This is a genomic window from Aminobacter sp. MSH1, assembly GCF_003071665.1.
GTDB lineage: Bacteria > Pseudomonadota > Alphaproteobacteria > Rhizobiales > Rhizobiaceae > Aminobacter > Aminobacter niigataensis.
In genome coordinates, this window is the sequence record NZ_CP026265.1 from 4,449,258 (window position 1) to 4,465,714 (window position 16,457).

At 63.6% G+C, this 16,457-nt stretch carries 17 protein-coding genes; 8 read left to right on the forward strand and 9 right to left on the reverse strand.

What is annotated here, in order from left to right:
* Positions 1 to 36: 36 nt before the first annotated feature.
* The 3 genes from CO731_RS21970 to CO731_RS21980 form a co-directional block, all read right to left on the reverse strand.
* Entirely contained in the window at positions 37 to 699 is a 663-nt protein-coding gene (locus CO731_RS21970; RefSeq protein ID WP_108608803.1) for a peroxiredoxin, read from the reverse strand.
* A 162-nt stretch (positions 700 to 861) separates the two neighbouring features.
* The gene (locus CO731_RS21975; RefSeq protein ID WP_108608804.1) at positions 862 to 1,980 is read right to left on the reverse strand and encodes an ABC transporter substrate-binding protein; all 1,119 of its coding nucleotides are present in this window, start codon (positions 1,978 to 1,980) and stop codon (positions 862 to 864) included.
* A gap of 363 nt (positions 1,981 to 2,343) precedes the next feature.
* The gene (locus CO731_RS21980) at positions 2,344 to 2,610 is read right to left on the reverse strand and encodes a sel1 repeat family protein (protein WP_108608805.1); all 267 of its coding nucleotides are present in this window, start codon (positions 2,608 to 2,610) and stop codon (positions 2,344 to 2,346) included.
* Positions 2,611 to 3,046: 436 nt separating this feature from the next.
* Between CO731_RS21980 and CO731_RS21985 the strand changes: the two genes are divergently transcribed.
* Positions 3,047 to 3,391: a DUF2147 domain-containing protein gene (locus tag CO731_RS21985; RefSeq protein ID WP_108608806.1), complete on the forward strand. Its 345-nt coding sequence runs from the start codon at positions 3,047 to 3,049 to the stop codon at positions 3,389 to 3,391.
* A gap of 110 nt (positions 3,392 to 3,501) precedes the next feature.
* Here the strand turns inward: CO731_RS21985 and CO731_RS21990 are convergent, their stop codons facing one another.
* Positions 3,502 to 4,224 (reverse strand): glutathione S-transferase family protein, encoded by a 723-nt coding sequence (locus tag CO731_RS21990; RefSeq protein WP_108608807.1) that lies wholly within the window; start codon positions 4,222 to 4,224, stop codon positions 3,502 to 3,504.
* A gap of 172 nt (positions 4,225 to 4,396) precedes the next feature.
* Here CO731_RS21990 and CO731_RS29100 point away from each other — a divergent pair, with 172 nt between their 5' ends.
* From CO731_RS29100 to CO731_RS22000, 3 genes are all read left to right on the forward strand, one after another.
* Complete coding sequence (locus CO731_RS29100) at positions 4,397 to 4,567, forward strand: hypothetical protein (protein ID WP_183263521.1); 171 nt, start codon at positions 4,397 to 4,399, stop codon at positions 4,565 to 4,567.
* A gap of 33 nt (positions 4,568 to 4,600) precedes the next feature.
* Positions 4,601 to 4,795 carry a hypothetical protein gene (locus CO731_RS21995; protein WP_108608808.1) on the forward strand — a complete coding sequence of 65 codons (195 nt, stop codon included), beginning with the start codon at positions 4,601 to 4,603 and terminating at the stop codon, positions 4,793 to 4,795.
* 67 nt (positions 4,796 to 4,862) lie between these two features.
* Entirely contained in the window at positions 4,863 to 6,365 is a 1,503-nt protein-coding gene (locus CO731_RS22000) for an AMP nucleosidase (protein ID WP_108608809.1), read from the forward strand.
* Positions 6,366 to 6,416: 51 nt separating this feature from the next.
* Here the strand turns inward: CO731_RS22000 and CO731_RS22005 are convergent, their stop codons facing one another.
* Entirely contained in the window at positions 6,417 to 7,019 is a 603-nt protein-coding gene (locus CO731_RS22005; RefSeq protein WP_108608810.1) for a DUF922 domain-containing protein, read from the reverse strand.
* Between the two features lie 213 nt (positions 7,020 to 7,232).
* Between CO731_RS22005 and CO731_RS22010 the strand changes: the two genes are divergently transcribed.
* Positions 7,233 to 8,264 (forward strand): endonuclease/exonuclease/phosphatase family protein, encoded by a 1,032-nt coding sequence (locus tag CO731_RS22010; RefSeq protein ID WP_245439459.1) that lies wholly within the window; start codon positions 7,233 to 7,235, stop codon positions 8,262 to 8,264.
* Positions 8,265 to 8,351: 87 nt separating this feature from the next.
* Here CO731_RS22010 and CO731_RS22015 read toward each other — a convergent pair whose 3' ends face one another.
* Positions 8,352 to 10,034 carry an electron transfer flavoprotein-ubiquinone oxidoreductase gene (locus CO731_RS22015; RefSeq protein ID WP_108608811.1) on the reverse strand — a complete coding sequence of 561 codons (1,683 nt, stop codon included), beginning with the start codon at positions 10,032 to 10,034 and terminating at the stop codon, positions 8,352 to 8,354.
* Positions 10,035 to 10,281: 247 nt separating this feature from the next.
* Between CO731_RS22015 and CO731_RS22020 the strand changes: the two genes are divergently transcribed.
* Both CO731_RS22020 and CO731_RS22025 read left to right on the forward strand, forming a co-directional pair.
* A complete protein-coding gene (locus CO731_RS22020; RefSeq protein WP_108608812.1) occupies positions 10,282 to 10,935 on the forward strand; it encodes a hypothetical protein in 654 nt (217 codons plus the stop codon).
* Between the two features lie 36 nt (positions 10,936 to 10,971).
* Entirely contained in the window at positions 10,972 to 11,841 is an 870-nt protein-coding gene (locus CO731_RS22025; protein WP_108608813.1) for a uracil-DNA glycosylase, read from the forward strand.
* Here the strand turns inward: CO731_RS22025 and CO731_RS22030 are convergent.
* Positions 11,838 to 12,239, reverse strand: coding sequence for a hypothetical protein (locus CO731_RS22030; protein ID WP_108608814.1), 402 nt, complete (start codon positions 12,237 to 12,239; stop codon positions 11,838 to 11,840). The genes CO731_RS22025 and CO731_RS22030 overlap by 4 nt on opposite strands.
* A 138-nt stretch (positions 12,240 to 12,377) precedes the next feature.
* On the opposite strand from CO731_RS22030, the gene CO731_RS22035 reads away from it, so the two are divergent.
* A complete protein-coding gene (locus CO731_RS22035; RefSeq protein WP_108608815.1) occupies positions 12,378 to 13,175 on the forward strand; it encodes a helix-turn-helix transcriptional regulator in 798 nt (265 codons plus the stop codon).
* A 1-nt stretch (position 13,176) separates the two neighbouring features.
* On the opposite strand, the gene CO731_RS22040 is transcribed toward CO731_RS22035, so the two are convergent.
* Positions 13,177 to 14,154 (reverse strand): DMT family transporter, encoded by a 978-nt coding sequence (locus tag CO731_RS22040; RefSeq protein ID WP_245439461.1) that lies wholly within the window; start codon positions 14,152 to 14,154, stop codon positions 13,177 to 13,179.
* On the reverse strand, positions 14,121 to 16,430 hold the full coding sequence (locus tag CO731_RS22045) for a xanthine dehydrogenase family protein molybdopterin-binding subunit (protein WP_108608816.1): 2,310 nt from the start codon (positions 16,428 to 16,430) through the stop codon (positions 14,121 to 14,123). The genes CO731_RS22040 and CO731_RS22045 overlap by 34 nt, the downstream gene beginning before the upstream one ends.
* Positions 16,431 to 16,457 lie beyond the last annotated feature (27 nt).

Consider the following 16,457-nt stretch of genomic DNA (forward strand, 5'->3'; position numbering starts at 1 on the left):
GCCAGGGGCGCGGCTCTTGCTGTAGGCCGTTGCGGATCAGTGCGTGGTCGGCTGCTTGGTCTTCCGGAGATAGGGCAGCACGCGCTCGAACGAGCCGAAGCGCTTGATGGCATCCTCGTCGGACACGGCAGCGGTGACGATGACGTCGTCGCCCTGCTTCCACTGCACGGGCGTCGCGACCTGGTACTTGGCCGTCAGCTGGATCGAATCCAGGGCGCGCAGTATCTCGTCGAAGTTGCGGCCGGTCGACATCGGATAGGTCAGGGTCAGCTTGACCTTCTTGTCCGGGCCGATAACGAACACCGAGCGCACCGTGGCGTTGTCTGCCGGGGTCCGGCCTTCCGAGCTGTCGCCGGCACCGGCAGGCAGCATGTCATAGAGCTTGGCGACGGCAAGCGTCGGATCGCCGATCATCGGGTAGTCGACTTTGTTGCCCGACAGCTGCTCGATATCGGCTTTCCATTTGTGATGGTTTTCGACCGGATCGACCGAAATGCCGATCATCTTGGCGTTGCGGCTGGCAAAATCGGACTTCAACCCGGCCATGTAGCCGAGTTCGGTCGTGCAGACCGGCGTGAAATCCTTGGGGTGCGAAAACAGCACGGCATAGCCGTCGCCGATCCAGTCGTGAAAGCTGATCGGGCCTTCCGTGGTGTCGGCTTTGAAATCCGGGGCGGTGTCGTTGATACGAAGGCTCATGGCTCGGTTCCTCCTGAAATCGACGCACGAAGCGAACTCGCAGCCAAAACGGCGCGCGTTTTACGTCCGAGTGCGAATGCGCCATCTTGCGCCAAGCCCGCGAAAACGACAATGGCCGGGACAAGCCCGGCCATTGCAACAATTCAACATTTCCAGGAAAGCTTACTGCTTGATCGGCGCGTACTTGCCGTCATGCCACTGGTTGATGTCGTAGCTGGCGTTCTTCAGATCGCCCTTCTCGTCGAAGACGACGTCGCCGACGACTGTGCTGATCGGCTTGCCGTCCTTGAGCGCCTCGGCAACCTTCATCGGATCGTCGGTGCCAGCGCGCTCGATGCCCTGCGCGAAGGCCTGGATGGTAGCGTAGGAGAACAAGGTAAAGCCTTCCGGCACGAAACCGCCGGCCTTGATCTTCTCGACCGCTTCCTTGGCTTCAGGCTTGGCCTGGGGGTCGGACGGGAAGACGAACATCGTGCCTTCGCCGGCCGGGCCGGCGATCTGCCAGAATTCAGGCGAGGCGATCGAGTCCGGCATGATCAGCTGATACTTGAAGTTCTGCTCCGCCGACTGGCGCAGGATGAGGCCGGCTTCGGGGTGGTAGCCGCCGAAATAGACGACATCGGCCTTGAGTTCCTTGAGCTTGGTGACGAGCGCCGAATAGTCCTTCTCGCCGGCATTGATGCCTTCGTACAGGAGTTCGGTGAGACCGCCGGCATTCATCGTCTTCCTGACGGCATCGGCCACGCCCTGGCCGTAGGCGCTCTTGTCGTGCAGCACGACAACGTTCTTGCCCTTGTACTTCTCGGCGATCCACGGCCCGATGAAGGCGCCCTGCGCGTCGTCGCGGGTATAGAGACGCATGATCGTCGACCAGCCCTTGGCGGCCGCATCGTCGGTCATGATCGGGTTCGAAGACGCCGGCGACATCATCAGCGCGCCGCTCTCGGCATAAACGGCCGACGCCGGAATGCTCGAGCCCGAGCAGGCATGGCCGTCGATGAACTTGATGCCGTTGGCAACGATGCGGTTGGCAACGGAAACCGCCTGCTTGGGATCGCAGACATCGTCCTCGACCGAAAGCTTGAGCTGGCGGCCCAGGACGCCGCCTTTTTCGTTGATCGCCTTGACGGCAGCCTCGGCGCCCTGGCGGAACTGGTCGCCGATGTTGGCGAGCTGGCCAGTCATCGGCCCGACGACGGCGACAGTGATGTCTTCGGCAAATGCCACGCCGGCACTGAGCGACAGCGCGAGCAATGCGCCAACTGAACGTTTGAAATGCATTTTTCCCTCTCCCTGGGCGCGCCGGCGATGCCGCGCGCCATACTTCAAATGCGCCGGAAACCTCTCACCCAAGTTGTGCCTTGTCTTGGCGCATGGGCATCGGAACATTGTGCCTGCAAGCGGCACTGCCGGCAATGATGCCGGCAACCGGTAACCGCCTGGAAAAAACAAAAAGGCCGCGCCGATCTTGTTTCGATCGGTCGCGGCCTTTTTCGTGGAGAACGTCGCGGAGCGTCTGTGGCCCCGTCGCAGTCCGCCTGCCCTGTTATTCCGATCGCGCCTCGCCCGTCCTTCAGGCCGTCGCGTTGTTGTTATTGGAAGCCGCCATATGGGCGACCTCGATCTTCCCCCCGGAAGCAGTATTCAGTGCGTGGTCATCCATTCGCGGGCTTCGCGCAGCGCCTTGACGATGTCGAGCTTGGACATCGAGCCGGACAATTCCGAGCGCAACTCGGCAGCGCGGGCGGAGCCCTTGATCGCGGCGATATTGAACCATTTGTGGGCGGTAACGACGTCGACCTCGCAATCGCGGCCGGTCGCATACATCATGCCCAATTCCAGAAGAATGTCGGCCTGAGCGGTGGAACCCATCGCGCCGAAGCCAGCATCAAAGATTTCGAAACGTGCCATTTTCTTATCCCCTGTCTGTCTCCCGAGAGCGGGCCCGCTGGTGTCCCCCGAGCTGCTCTTTCGATGCTTCCGAGGATGCCGCCGAGCCTTGAATCCGGCGTTAAATGGCGTGCTTAATTCCAGGAAAACAAACCTAAAACAAAGGGTAAACCTCGGAATTCATTAAGGATAGGAACCGTTGCGCCGGCTGGGATTTGGAGAAAATGCGATGAAAATTTGCGCCCGGACGCGAAAGTCTTTGATAACCACGCGCAGCTTTCATCCGTCGCCATCGGTGAATTTCAGAGCGCTATGCCGGTGTTTTCAGGGCTCAAAAATGCTTCCGGCTTCCCCTGCGGCACCGCTTTCGTTTTCGCCAGAGCTGCATTACGCTTACGTTTGCGTAAACGTCAGGCGGGGGAGATGCCTGAGCAAGATACCAACCGGGAGGACTTCAATGTTTCGCAAGATGAGCGTGGCCGTGGCGGCCACGATGATGCTGGCCGGTGCGGCCCATGCCGATCCGATCGAAGGCAGCTGGAAGACCGAGGCGGGCTCGACTGCCGCAATCGCGTCCTGCGGCGGCAGCTTCTGTATCACGCTGAAAGACGGCAAGCATGCCGGCAAGAAGATCGGTACCTTCAATGCCGATGGCGACAGCGCCTATTCGGGCAAGATCACCGATCCGGCCAACGACAAGACCTATACCGGCAAGGCCAGCCTCGCCGGCTCGAACCTCAAGATGAAGGGCTGCGTGCTCGGCGGCCTGATCTGCAAGACGCAGAACTGGTCGAAGCTGTAGGAGCGGATGGGGAATAGGGAGTAGGGAGTAGGGAGTAGGGAGTAGGGAAGCTGGGCAACTGAGGCGCTGCCTCCCCCTATTCGCTACTCACTACTCACTACTCGCTCTCTTCAGGCCCTCGCCCTCTGCCCGAACAGCACCTTCTGGGCTTCCTTGTCGTCGGCGAGATTGCGGCGATGATCCTCGCCGACCGCGATGCCGCGCACGACAGCCGGACGGGCCATCAGTGTTTCGAACCAGCGCTTGAGGTGCGGGAAGTCGTCGATTTCCTGACCCTGGTTCTTGTAGGGCTTGACCCAGCCGAGCGAGGCAATGTCGGCGATCGAATAGTCGCCGGCGAGGAATTCGCGATCGGCGAGGCGCTTGTTCATCACCCCATAGAGGCGGTTGACCTCGTTGGTATAGCGCTCGATGCCATAGGCGATCTTCTCCGGCGCATATTGGCGGAAATGATGCGCCTGGCCGGCCATCGGGCCGAGACCGCCGACCTGCCAGAACAGCCATTGATCGACCTCGGCGCGGCCGCGCTCGTCGGCAGGGTACAGCTTGCCGAACTTACGGCCGAGATATTGCAGGATCGCACCCGACTCGAAGATCGAGATCGGCTCATGGCCCCACTTGCCGTCGGCGCCCGGGCCTTCAGGGTCGACGATCGCCGGCATGCGGTTGTTGGGCGCGATCTTGAGGAATGACGGCTCAAACTGCTCGCCCTTGCCGATGTTGATGTACTTGACCGTGTAGGGAACGCCGAGTTCCTCCAGCATGATCGAGATCTTCCAGCCGTTGGGCGTGGGCCAATAATAGAGCTCGATCGGCAACGTCTGGGTGGTCATTCCGCAGTCTCCGTTGATGGTCCTAGACTGGAGATATGCGTGGGCTCCTCAAACGCAACCCTGCGAACGTCTTAAGCACCGTCAATAAATTTGAACCGAAGATGAACGGAGGTCTCAGAACCCGTTCAGTCGCAGCAGTGCATATTCCCTCGCATTGAAGGGGAAGACACCAATGCTCGCTCGCCGGTTCACTATCGTTTGTCTGCTCAGCGCCATGTTCGGCATCATGTTTGCCACCATCGTCGCCGAGACCAGCCGCCCCGCCCGCTCATGGGATATCGGCAATGTCGTGCCTTGTGTCTTCGAAGAAGGACTGACCTGCGAAGCGCCGCACAGCAAGTAACCGAACCAACTGTCCGAGACGAAAGAAAAGCCAATGACCCGCACCGCAACCCAGATCAGAAAGACGCTCCGGCTCCTGCCGCGGGCCGCGCTGATCCTGATGGTTCTCGCCGCCCCGGTGCTGACCGTGCCGCAGCTGCGCGCCGACAACGGTTCGACGATCGAGGCGCCCGCGGCACGCAAGGGTGGCGTCGGCTTCGTGCTGCTGGTCAGCCTGCAGCGCAGCTGAGCGTGGATTTGGCGGGACCCGCCATCGGCCCCCTCCCAACTGTCATGATTGGTCTCTATAATGGGTCATGGAAAAGCGAATCTATCCTGAACCCATCGAATCCATCTCCTCGCCGCTGCCGTTTCCCAAGCAGAGCTTCAGCGATGCCGCCAAGGCGGTGGCTGCCCTGCAGCAGCTCTACGAACGCAACACCGCCTTCCTGCGCGAGGCCTTCGCCTCGCTTGCCGCGGGTGCCGACACCAATGTGCGCTTCCGCGCCTTCTACCCCGAGGTCGGAGTCACCACGACGTCGTATTCGCAGGTCGATTCCCGCCAGGCCTACGGCCATATGCCGACGCCGGGCCATTTCTCGACGACGATCACCCGGCCGGACCTATTCCAGAGCTATCTGACCGAGCAGCTGAAGCTGATCATGCGCAACCATGGCGGACCGGTGACCGTGTCGGAATCGTCGACGCCGATCCCGCTGCATTTCGCCTTCCTTGAAGGCACCCATGTCGACGGCGCTGCCGCCGACCGCATTCAGCGGCCGATCCGCGACCTGTTCGACGTGCCGGATCTCGACGGCACCGACGACCACATCGCCAACGGCACGTTCGAGATCATGCCGGGCGAAGCGCGCCCATTGGCCGTTTTCACTGCCCAGCGCATCGACTATTCGCTGCACCGCCTGTCCCACTACACGGCGACGACGCCGCAGCACTTCCAGAATTTCGTGCTGTTCACCAACTACCAGTTCTACATCGATGAGTTCGTCGTGCTGGCCCGCGACCTGATGGCCAAGGGCGGCGGCGGCTACACCGAGTTCGTCGAGCCGGGCGGCATGGTGACCAAGGCCGGTGCCACGACACCGTCCGAAGGCACGCCGGCGGCAAGGCTGCCGCAGATGCCGGCCTACCATCTAAAGAAGCCGGGCCATGCCGGCATCACCATGGTCAATATCGGCGTCGGCCCCTCCAACGCCAAGACCATCACCGACCATATCGCGGTGCTGAGGCCGCATGCCTGGCTGATGCTCGGCCACTGCGCCGGCTTGCGCAACACACAAGCGCTCGGCGACTATGTGCTGGCGCACGCCTATGTCCGCGAGGACCACGTGCTCGACGACGACCTGCCGGTTTGGGTGCCGATCCCGCCGCTGGCCGAAGTGCAGGTGGCGCTGCAAGAGGCGGTCGCCGAGGTGACGGGGCTTTCCGGCTACGACCTCAAGCGCATCATGCGCACCGGCACGGTGGCGACCATCGACAACCGCAACTGGGAACTGCGCGACCAGCGCGGACCGGTGCAGCGGCTGTCGCAGTCGCGTGCGATTGCGCTCGACATGGAATCAGCAACGATCGCCGCCAATGGCTTCCGCTTCCGGGTGCCCTACGGCACGCTTTTGTGCGTCTCCGACAAGCCGCTGCATGGCGAACTCAAGCTGCCGGGCATGGCGACGGAGTTCTACAAGCGGCAGGTGGCGCAGCACCTGACCATCGGCATTCGCGCCCTGGAAAAGCTGGCCGAAATGCCCAACGAGCGGCTGCATTCGCGCAAGCTGCGCAGCTTTGCCGAAACGGCGTTCCAGTAGGGACGGCTCATCGCGCCCGTGAACTGCGGGCGCGACGACTTGGTTGGCGGGCTACTGCCCGTTAACGAAGGTCAAGATCAGGCGATGGACGTTGCCGCCATCGCCGAGCTCGACGCGATCGAAGTCGCTGCTTTGCTGGCGCTGGGCCAGCGAGGCTTCCGACAGCGGCCTGGTGATCTCCTGCCTGATCTTCTTGCAGCCGGGATCGCCCGGTACCGACAGGCCAATGGTGGTCTTTTCGATGGTCGCCACCATCTGCTTGATCATCTCGCCATGCACCAGCTCGTGGCGCCTGACGCCTTCGTAGAACACGTCCCAGCGCTGCTGGAGCGCTGCCGGCAGACGGCCGGCTGGCTTGGGCAAGGTGTAGGTGATGATCAGCCTGGGCTTGGCCGCGACCAGGGTGCAGGCATCGCCCTGCGGCTCGTACTTGCGCTGCCAGGTCAGCTTGAAATTGGTGTGGGCGATGGCGCGGCCGACGCTGGCCTTGGGGCCGCGCTCGCCGATCGAGGCATAGAGTTCGGGTGCGGTGGTTCCCGATATGGCGTAGGTCTTTGTCTGCTCGACGACCTGGCCGTTGGCGCGGGCGTCGGCCGTCGTCGCCAGAAGCAGGACCGCACAAGCCCGCAGCCAGTGATGGGCGGCTGTCTTCATTCCATTCTCCGCAAGGCAGTTGCAGCATTGCGCGACGCCTGGCCGCGCACGCCGATGATCCCCGCCCATCGGTCTCACGGTTCGCTCCGGATTTCAACCGGGGGGCAGCGCTCGGCGGGGCTTGTCAAAGCAGGCTTGCGGCCAGATACAGGAGGCACATAATCGATCATCAATGGGCCGCATTTGTCGCGACATGAAGCGGACATGACGACCATGGCTTTTTACAAATTCGGCAAGATCGCCTGCTTTGCGGCGATGATGCTGCTTTCGGTCCCGCTGGTCGCCGGGTTCTTCGGCGCCTGGCACCCGGCGCTCGATTCGTTCGCCCATTTCAGGGTGCACCTGGCGGTGCTGATGATGCTCACGGCACTGCCGCTGCTGTTTAGCTCGCTGCGCTGGCAGGCGATTGCGGCGCTGGCCTTTGGCGCCGCGGCACTGTCCACCACGTCGAGTGCGCTGCCGCTGCCCGGCCTTGGGCCGGTGCACGCCGCATTCCAGCCGCGCGCCGGCGACCGACCGGTCTACAAGATGCTGCAGATGAACCTGCGCTTCAACAGCACCGAGCCGGGCAAGGTGTTGTCGCTGGTCGGCCGGACCCAGCCCGACGTCATCACCTTGCAGGAAGTGTCGGCAAAGTGGACCAAGAGCCTTGAGCCGCTGTTTGCGCGCTACCCCCACCGCATCCTGTGCCCCTACCCCAACCGCATCTTCGGCGTGGCGATCCTGTCGCGAAGGCCGTTTGCCGAAGGCAGCGAGCCGCAATGCTTCGGCGGTGGGGCGCTGGCCATCGCCAAGGTCGATTTCGGCGGCCGGACAAGCGACGTGGCCGCCCTTCACCTCGGCTGGCCGTGGCCGTTCGAGCAATCGCCCCAGATCGGCGAACTGAGCGGCGATCTCGCCACGCTCGGCGACAATGCGATCCTGGGCGGCGATTTCAACGCCACGCCATGGAGTGCTGCCGTCGGACGCGTCGCCAAGGCCGGCGACCTGACGCTGATGCCGGCAGCCGGCCGCACCTGGCTGACCTTCATGCTGCCCGACTTCATGCGCTTTGCCGGCTTGACCATCGACCACGTCATGGCCAAGGGCGATGTCACCGTGCATTCGGTGACCATGGGCGAGGCTGCCGGTTCGGATCACCGGCCGCTGCTGGTGGAATTCTCGTTCCGCGACAGCGCCACCCAACCCGAGGACGAGACGCAGACGGTAGTGCTCGAAACGCCCCCGGCGCCACGCGGCAGCTGAAGCCATTGGCCACAACGGAAACGGCCCGGAAGTCGCGTGGACTTCCGGGCCGTTCTTTTGTCACTGGATGTGCTGCAAATGCAGAAATCACATATTCGGGTAGACCGGTCCCTCGCCGCCCTGGGGCGGCACCCAGTTGATGTTCTGGTTGGGGTCCTTGATGTCGCAGGTCTTGCAGTGGACGCAGTTCTGCGCGTTGATGACGAACCTGGCGTCGGCATGTCCCGGCTCGCCGGCGATGGAGTTGCCGTCGGCATCGACCCATTCGTAGACGCCGGCCGGGCAGTAGCGGCTCGAAGGCCCGGCGAAGACCTCATATTCCGAGCGCTTCTGCAGCTCCATGTCCTTGACCTGGAGGTGGACCGGCTGGTTCTCCTCGTGGTTGGTGTTGGACAAAAACACCGAGGACAGCCGGTCGAAGGTCAAGACGCCGTCGGGCTTGGGATAGTCGATCTTGGCGTGCTTCGACGCCGGCTCGAGCGACTGGGCATCCGACTTGCCGTGCTTGAGCGTGCCGAAGGGCGAGACGCCGAACAGCGTGTTGAGCCACATGTCGAGGCCGCCGAGGCCGACGCCGAGGATGGTACCGAAACGCGACCACAACGGCTTGACGTTGCGGACCTTCTTCAGATCCTTGCCGATGTCGGTCGAACGCCAGGTCGCCTCGTAGGCGGCGAGCTCGTCATTGGCGCGGCCGGCGGCAATGGCTTCGGCGACGTGCTCGGCGGCGAGCATGCCCGACAGCACGGCGTTGTGCGAGCCCTTGATGCGCGGCACGTTGACCAAGCCGGCCGAGCAGCCCATCAGCACGCCGCCGGGGAAGGAGAGCTTCGGCACCGACTGGTAGCCGCCCTCGGTGATCGCGCGCGCGCCGTAGGACAGCCGCTTGCCGCCCTCGAAGGTGCCGCGGATCGCCGGATGGGTCTTGAAGCGCTGGAACTCCTCGAACGGTGCGAGATAGGGGTTCTTGTAGTTGAGGTGGACGACGAAACCGACCGCCACCATGTTGTCTTCGAGGTGGTAGAGGAACGAGCCGCCGCCGGTCTTGAAGTCGAGCGGCCAGCCGAAGGAGTGCTGGACCAGGCCCGGCTTGTGCTTTTCCGGCGCGACCTGCCACAGTTCCTTGAGCCCGATGCCGAACTTCTGCGGCTCCTTGCCGGCGCCGAGGTCGTATCTGGCGATCAGCTGCTTGGCGAGCGAACCGCGGGCACCCTCGCCGATCAGCACATATTTGCCCATCAGCGCCATGCCCGGCGCAAAGCCCGCGCCGTGGCTGCCGTCGCGCTCGATGCCCATGTCGCCGGTGACGACGCCGGTGACGGCCCCCTCATCGTTGTAGAGCAGGCCGGCTGCGGCGAAGCCGGGATAGATCTCGACGCCGAGCGCCTCGGCCTTGGTGGCCAGCCAGCGGCAGACATTGCCGAGCGAGACGATGTAGTTGCCGTGATTGCTCATCAGCGGCGGCATCAGCATGTTCGGCAGCTTGACCGAGCCGGCCGGGCCGAGGATCAGGAAATGGTCGTCGGTGACGGGCGTCTTGAACGGATGGTCGGCATCGTCGCGCCAGTCGGGCAACAGCCGGTTGATGCCGATCGGATCGACCACCGCACCCGACAGGATATGGGCGCCGACCTCGCCGCCCTTTTCCAGCACGACGACCGAAAGCTCGGGATTGACCTGCTTGAGCCGGATCGCCGCCGCCAGGCCCGCCGGCCCGGCGCCGACGATGACAACGTCGAATTCCATGCTCTCGCGTTCGATTTCGCTCATCAATCCCTCCGCATTGGCTGGCCCTGTCCCCAAGGGCGATCTGTAGCTAAGCGCTGCATAGCGCATCGTTGGCAAACGTCAAATCGAACCGGCCGCACATCGGCCTTTAGGAAATGACGTTCCTCCCGACGATGAATTATCTTACGTTAACGTAAAGGTCAAAAGATTTCACCTTTCGGCAGCATTCGCCGCCCCGTACTGTCTGTTTTCAGGTGTGTTCAACAGCCTATTCGTCCATTGATTCTCCATGCGCCCATACGTGCCTTGCAGGACCGGACCGAAGCGCCGTCACCCTAGACGCCACATCCTGGCCGGGGCCGCCCTTCTTATTGCGACATGGCTGAGCGATGAAGGTCGCTCTCAAGAGACCGAAGCGGACCAGAAAGTGTGGAATGCCGGCGCCTATTCGTTCTCCGACGAGTTGGGCGGCTTTCGCATCACCTCGGTTTCAGGCACCGGAACGCGCGAAGATCCCTTCGTCATCAAGGAAGAACTGCAGTCGGCGACACCGGTGACGCTGACGATCAGGACGACCCGGCCGATCAGACCCTTCGACAGTTCGGGATTTTACGCCAGCGGCATCATGTTCGTGCGCGTCGAAGCGCTGAACAACAGCGGCCAGGCCTGGGTGGAGTTCGAATTCGAGCTGCAGGAATTGCAAGGACATGCCAGCGTTTTCGGCGACGGGCTGTCCTTCGACCAGAGGCGGACCGACAACGCCAACATTTCATCGGACAGCTTTGCCCAGTACAGCCGCGACTTCGAGCCCTACGACCGCCTGCGCTATACGGATGGCAAGGTCGACCCTCGCGCCGTGGTCGGTTTCAGCTTCCTGGTGACCGACTACACGCCGCGCTGGCGCTTTTATCTGGTGCAGGACCCGCGCATCCCGTCGTCATGAACTTGCAAATCGCCGGCGTAACGCCGAAACTGGGGCATGGCCTCACTTTCGGGAAATGAACGTCCGGATCTGCGCGATCTGCTCGCCTTCTATGCGTCGGCAGGCGTCGACGACGCACTACTGGACGACCCTGTCGACAGATTTGCCGAAAACGCGCAGCGCCAGGCAGTGGCTGTCCAAGGGTCTGCCCAACAAAGCCCGCAGGGCGCGGTTCGCTCCGAGCCGGCAAGAGCCGACAGGAGTGCACCTCCCCCGCCGCCGCGCCCGGCCGTATCCGCAGCGGTGCCCGACGAAGCCCAGGCAGCCGCCGCGCGCGAGATCGCCGCAAAGGCAGCGACGCTCGACGAGCTCAGGCAGATCATGGAAGGCTTCGAAGGCTGCAATCTCAAGGCCACGGCCAAGAGCATGGTGTTTGCCGACGGCAACCCGGATGCGGACCTGATGCTGGTCGGCGAAGCGCCCGGCCGCGACGAGGATTTCGAGGGCCTGCCCTTCGTCGGACGTTCTGGGCAGTTGCTCGACCGCATCCTGGCGGCAATCGGCCTCGACCGGACATCGGCCTATGTCGCCAATGTGATTCCGTGGCGTCCGCCCGGCAACCGTGCGCCGACGCCACATGAGACCGAGATCTGCCGGCCGTTCATCGAACGCCAGATAGCGCTCGTCAAACCCAAGGTTCTGGTGACGCTGGACGGGCCGCCGGCAAAGGTCTTGACTGGTTCGCCTGACGTCATCCTGCGCGTTCGCGGCACCTGGAAAAACCACACGACACCGGATGGCACGGTCATTCCCGTCATGCCGACGCTGCATCCGGACTATCTGCTCAGAAATCCCGCCCACAAGAAACTTGCGTGGCGGGACTTCCTCGAGGTCAAAGCGAAGCTGCGGGAGCTGGGCAGCCTCTAAAAGGAGGCGGTGGCAGCTGCGCGGCGGATGCCGATGAACTGCAGTTCAGCAAACACCGCGACCGCCAGCGCCTGGACGACGACAAAGGCTGTGCCGAGCATCGTCGGCTGCACTGCGCCAGAGAGCAACAGGGCAAGGCTGCCGACCACCCAAAGCCCATTGATGGCGACGATGTCGATCATCAGCAGCCTCGAAACGGCGGCTCGCCGCGCAAGAACCACCAGCATGGCGACAAATGGCACCAGCGCCAGGCCGGCCCAGAACAGCAAATCCTGCGGCAGGCCAAGGAGCGGCGACAGCAACGGGGCGCCAAGCATCATCAGGATGCCAGCGGCGCCGCTGACCAGAGCGTCGGCGAAGAGGACGTTGCGGAGGAAAGGGGTGACGGTAATCGACATGGCTAAAGCTCCTGGTTCGGTTGTGGCGGAGGCTGTCTGCGACCGCCTTCCTGATGCCGAACATCCCACCGGAACTGGGCCAAGGCGATTACGCCGGAGGTAATAGCAATAAGTACCCATGCCGCTTAGGTTGAGCGGATGGCAACGACACAAAACCCCGTAGGCGGCCTGATCCGCGAATGGCGTACCAGAAGGCGCATGAGCCAGCTCGATCTCGCCATGGAAGCCGAAATCTCGCAGCGGCACCTGAGCTTCATGGAAAGCGGGCGGTCGGCTCCGTCGCGCGACATGGTTCTTCACCTGGCCGAACGGCTGTCGATCCCGCTGCGCCAGCGCAACCAGCTGCTGCTGGCCGCCGGATACGCGCCGACCTTCGGCGAAAGACCACTCGACCACCCGTCGCTGGCGCCGGCCATGGACGCGGTGCGCATGGTGCTCAAGGGCCACGAGCCCTACCCTGCGATCGCCGTCGACCGGCACTGGAACCTGATCGAGGGCAATGCGGCGCTGGCCCCGATGCTCGCAGGCGTGGAGGACGCCTCGCTGCTCGAGTCGCCGGTCAACGTGCTGAGGCTCAGCCTGCATCCGAAAGGCGTGGCGCCGCGCATCGTCAACCTGCACGAATGGCGCTCGCACCTGATCGAGCGGCTGAAGCACCAGAACGACACCGCCGGCGATCCGATGCTCGAAGCGCTGGAGCGGGAGCTGCTGAGCTATCCCGACGGGCCGCGCACGGGCCGCCCGATGCAGGCCGATCCGCTGGCGATCGCCCATCCGCTGAAGCTTCGCATGGGAGATACGGTGCTGTCCTTCATCAGCACGATCACCGTGTTCGGCACGCCGCTCGACGTGACGTTGTCGGAACTTGCCATTGAATCGTTCTTCCCCGCCGACGAGGAGACGGCGGCCCATCTCAGGGCACTGGCCAAGCAATGAGCTATTGCGGCGGGGCAGCTTTCTTGGCCGCCTGGCGCTCGATGCCGAGACGCCGCTCGCGCCAGATGATGAAGATGCCGGCGCCGACGACGATGACACCACCGACCAGCGTGTACAGGGTCGGCAGATCGCCGAAGACGAGATAGCCGACGACGATGCCGAGCAGCAGCGACGTGTATTCGAACGGCGCGACCGTCGACGCCTCGGCGTGGCGGTAGGCCTCGGTCATGAACAGTTGCGCGATGCCGCCGCAGAAGCCGCTGGTGACGAGCAGCGCCGTCTGTTCCCAGGTCAGCGACTGCCAGCCGAACGGGATGCTGAACAGGGCCATGATGCTGGCGGTCAGCGAAAACCACAGCACGATCGTCGCGGTGCGTTCGGTATGGACCAGGTTGCGGACAAGCAGCATGGCGATGGCCGAAAGTGCCGCGCCGACAATGGCGGCCACCGCGCCCATCGCCGCCTTGTCGCTCACACCTTCGGGCGAGGTAAACAGCGTCAGATTGGGCCATGACACGATCAGCACGCCGACAAGACCGATCGCGACCGCAGTCCAGCGATAGGCGCGAACGTTTTCGCCGAGGATGAGGGCGCTGAAGACGACGACCAGCAGCGGCTGGGCATAGTTCAGCGTGATCGCCTCCGGCAGCGGCAGTTGCGTCAGCGCGAAGAAGCTGAAACCCATCGCCGTGACCCCGGCCAGCCCGCGCATGATGTGCCCGAACGGCCGCGTGGTCACGACCGCCGTGCGCAACTCGCCTTGCCAGGCGAGAAAGACCAGGATCGGAAAGATGGCAAAGAAGGACCGGAAGAAGACGATCTGGCCGGCGGGCACCTGGCCGGCCAGCTTGATGCTGGTCGACATGCCGACGAAGATTGCCACCGAAATGACCTTGAGCGCGATACCTGTAAGCGGCGACAAAGCCTGATGAACCACTTGATGCTTCACTTCACTCTGGCCGCCTCTATCGCGGCCCATACGCGCGCGGGCGTCGCCGGCATTTCAATATGGTCTATGCCGTAGGCCCGGTGGAGTGCATCGGTGACGGCATTGAGTGCGGCCGGCGTCGCGCCGATGGTGCCGGCCTCACCGGCGCCCTTCATGCCCATGGCATTGGTGGTCGAGGGCACGTTGCGCGTCTCGAAATGAAAGGACGGCACGGAGTCGGCGCGCGGCATGGTGTAGTCCATGAAGCTCGCCGTCAGAAGCTGGCCGTCCTCGCCGTAGACCGCCTCTTCCGACAGGGCCTGGCCGATGCCCTGGACGACGCCGCCGTGGACCTGGCCTGCCAGCAGCAGCGGGTTTACCGTCATGCCGAAATCGTCGACGATGGTGTAGGCCACGACCTCGGTGGCGCCAGTCTCGGGATCGATCTCGACCTCGCAGATATGGGTGCCGTTGGGATAAGTGGCCTCGTGCTGAACAAACTCGCCCATCGCCTTGAGATCGTCCGGGTTTTTCGCCGCGGCATGAAGCGCCGCGAAACCGATAGCGCGGTCGGTGCCGACGATGCGTGCCTCGCCGTTTTCCAGTTCGATGTCGGCGGCCGCGGCCTCGAGTTCATCGGCGGCGAGCTTCCTGAGCTTCTCCGCCAATGCCTCGCCAGCGCGGGAGGCCGAGACGCCGCCGAGGGGGATCGAGCGGGAACCGCCGGTGCCGCCACCGCTGGGCAGTTGGTCGGTATCGCCTTGGTGGACGCTGATCCTGGCGACCTCGAGATTGAGCTTTTCCGACACGAACTGGGCGTAGGCGGTGGCGTGGCCCTGGCCGTTGGACTGGGTGCCGATGAAGACCGACACCGTGCCGTCGGCATTGAGCTCGACGCGCGCGGGTTCGGACCCGGCGAAAGCGCAGGCCTCGATGTAGGTCGCCATCCCGATGCCGCGGATTTTCCCCCGCTGCTTCGCCTCTGCGAGCCGCTCGGGGAAGCTATCCCAGGCGGCGCGCTGCATGGAGAGGTCCATGTGCGCTTCGAATTCGCCGACGTCGTAGAGTCGGCCTGTCTGGGTCCGGTAGGGGAACTGTTCGGGGCGGATGAAGTTGCGGCGGCGGATCTCGTCGACCGTCAGGCCAAGTTCGTGGGCGCAGGCATCGGCGAGCTTTTCGACCAGGAGTGCGGCCTCCGGGCGCCCTGCTCCGCGATAGGCATCGACCGGGCAGGTGTTGGTGTAAACGCCCGTAATCGCCACATCGAGCGCCTCGATGTCGTAGACGCCGGTCGACATGCTGGCGCCGATATGGGCGATGACAGGACCGTATTGCGAGACATAGGCACCGACATTGGAGAGCAGTTCGACGCGCAGGCCAAGAAAGCGGCCGTTGCCGTCCATCGCCATTTCGGCGGCGACGACGTTGTCGCGCCCCTGCGCGTCGGTGAGGAAATGCTCGGTGCGGTCGCTCGCCCATTTGACCGGCTGGCCGAGCCGCTTGGCGGCTTCAAGCACCAGCGCGTGTTCGCGATAGACGAAAGCCTTGGTGCCGAAGCCGCCGCCGACGTCGGGGGTTATGACGCGAAGCTTGTCGGCGGCTATGCCGAAGACCTGCCCGGTCAGGACGTTGCGCATCGAATGCACGCCCTGCGAACCGGTGGTCAGCACGAAACGGTCCTCGTCGGTGCGCCATTCGCCGATGGCCGAGCGCGGCTCCATGTAGTTGCAGATCAGCCGGTTGTTGATGAACTCTATGCGGGTGACATGGTCGGCGCTGGCGAAAGCCTTGTCGGTCTTGTCCTTGTCGCCGAGATGGTAGGTGAAGGCGCGGTTTGAGCCGAGTTCGGGCCAGACCAGCGGCGTCTCGTCGTCCAGCGCGGTCGCTGTATTGGCCGCAGCGTCTTCGCCGTCATAATCGACCTCGATCAGTTCGGCGGCATCCTGCGCCAGCGCCCTGGTGTCGGCGACCACGAAGGCTATGGCATCGCCGACATAGTTGACCCGGTCGCCGCACAGGATCGGGATGTCGCGGGTCGGCGCACGGGTGCCGTCGGGCTGCTTCTGCATGACCATCGACTTGAGTTCGCCGAGATGGACGACATCGGCGCCGGTCAACACCAGACGGACCCCGGGTGCCGCGCGTGCGTCTTCGACCGAGCCGATCTTGAAGCTGCCTTTGGCGACCGGCGAACGCAGGACATAGCCGTGGAGTTGCGATGCCGGGGCAATGTCGTCGGTGTAGCGACCCGTGCCGGTGATGAATGCCGCGTCCTCGAGGCGCAAAACGGATGCGCCCATCCCGAATTTCGGCGTGACGATAGTCATATCTGCCCCGTGAGGATTGGTGGAGGA

Coding starts and splice junctions, on each gene's coding strand:
- CO731_RS21970 (WP_108608803.1), bottom strand. CDS start 699: ATGAGCCTTCGTATCAACGACACCGCCCCGGATTTCAAAGCCGACACC.
- CO731_RS21975 (WP_108608804.1), bottom strand. CDS start 1,980: ATGCATTTCAAACGTTCAGTTGGCGCATTGCTCGCGCTGTCGCTCAGT.
- CO731_RS21980 (WP_108608805.1), bottom strand. CDS start 2,610: ATGGCACGTTTCGAAATCTTTGATGCTGGCTTCGGCGCGATGGGTTCC.
- CO731_RS21985 (WP_108608806.1), top strand. CDS start 3,047: ATGTTTCGCAAGATGAGCGTGGCCGTGGCGGCCACGATGATGCTGGCC.
- CO731_RS21990 (WP_108608807.1), bottom strand. CDS start 4,224: ATGACCACCCAGACGTTGCCGATCGAGCTCTATTATTGGCCCACGCCC.
- CO731_RS29100 (WP_183263521.1), top strand. CDS start 4,397: ATGCTCGCTCGCCGGTTCACTATCGTTTGTCTGCTCAGCGCCATGTTC.
- CO731_RS21995 (WP_108608808.1), top strand. CDS start 4,601: ATGACCCGCACCGCAACCCAGATCAGAAAGACGCTCCGGCTCCTGCCG.
- CO731_RS22000 (WP_108608809.1), top strand. CDS start 4,863: ATGGAAAAGCGAATCTATCCTGAACCCATCGAATCCATCTCCTCGCCG.
- CO731_RS22005 (WP_108608810.1), bottom strand. CDS start 7,019: ATGAAGACAGCCGCCCATCACTGGCTGCGGGCTTGTGCGGTCCTGCTT.
- CO731_RS22010 (WP_245439459.1), top strand. CDS start 7,233: ATGGCTTTTTACAAATTCGGCAAGATCGCCTGCTTTGCGGCGATGATG.
- CO731_RS22015 (WP_108608811.1), bottom strand. CDS start 10,034: ATGAGCGAAATCGAACGCGAGAGCATGGAATTCGACGTTGTCATCGTC.
- CO731_RS22020 (WP_108608812.1), top strand. CDS start 10,282: ATGCGCCCATACGTGCCTTGCAGGACCGGACCGAAGCGCCGTCACCCT.
- CO731_RS22025 (WP_108608813.1), top strand. CDS start 10,972: ATGGCCTCACTTTCGGGAAATGAACGTCCGGATCTGCGCGATCTGCTC.
- CO731_RS22030 (WP_108608814.1), bottom strand. CDS start 12,239: ATGTCGATTACCGTCACCCCTTTCCTCCGCAACGTCCTCTTCGCCGAC.
- CO731_RS22035 (WP_108608815.1), top strand. CDS start 12,378: ATGGCAACGACACAAAACCCCGTAGGCGGCCTGATCCGCGAATGGCGT.
- CO731_RS22040 (WP_245439461.1), bottom strand. CDS start 14,154: ATGGGCCGCGATAGAGGCGGCCAGAGTGAAGTGAAGCATCAAGTGGTT.
- CO731_RS22045 (WP_108608816.1), bottom strand. CDS start 16,430: ATGACTATCGTCACGCCGAAATTCGGGATGGGCGCATCCGTTTTGCGC.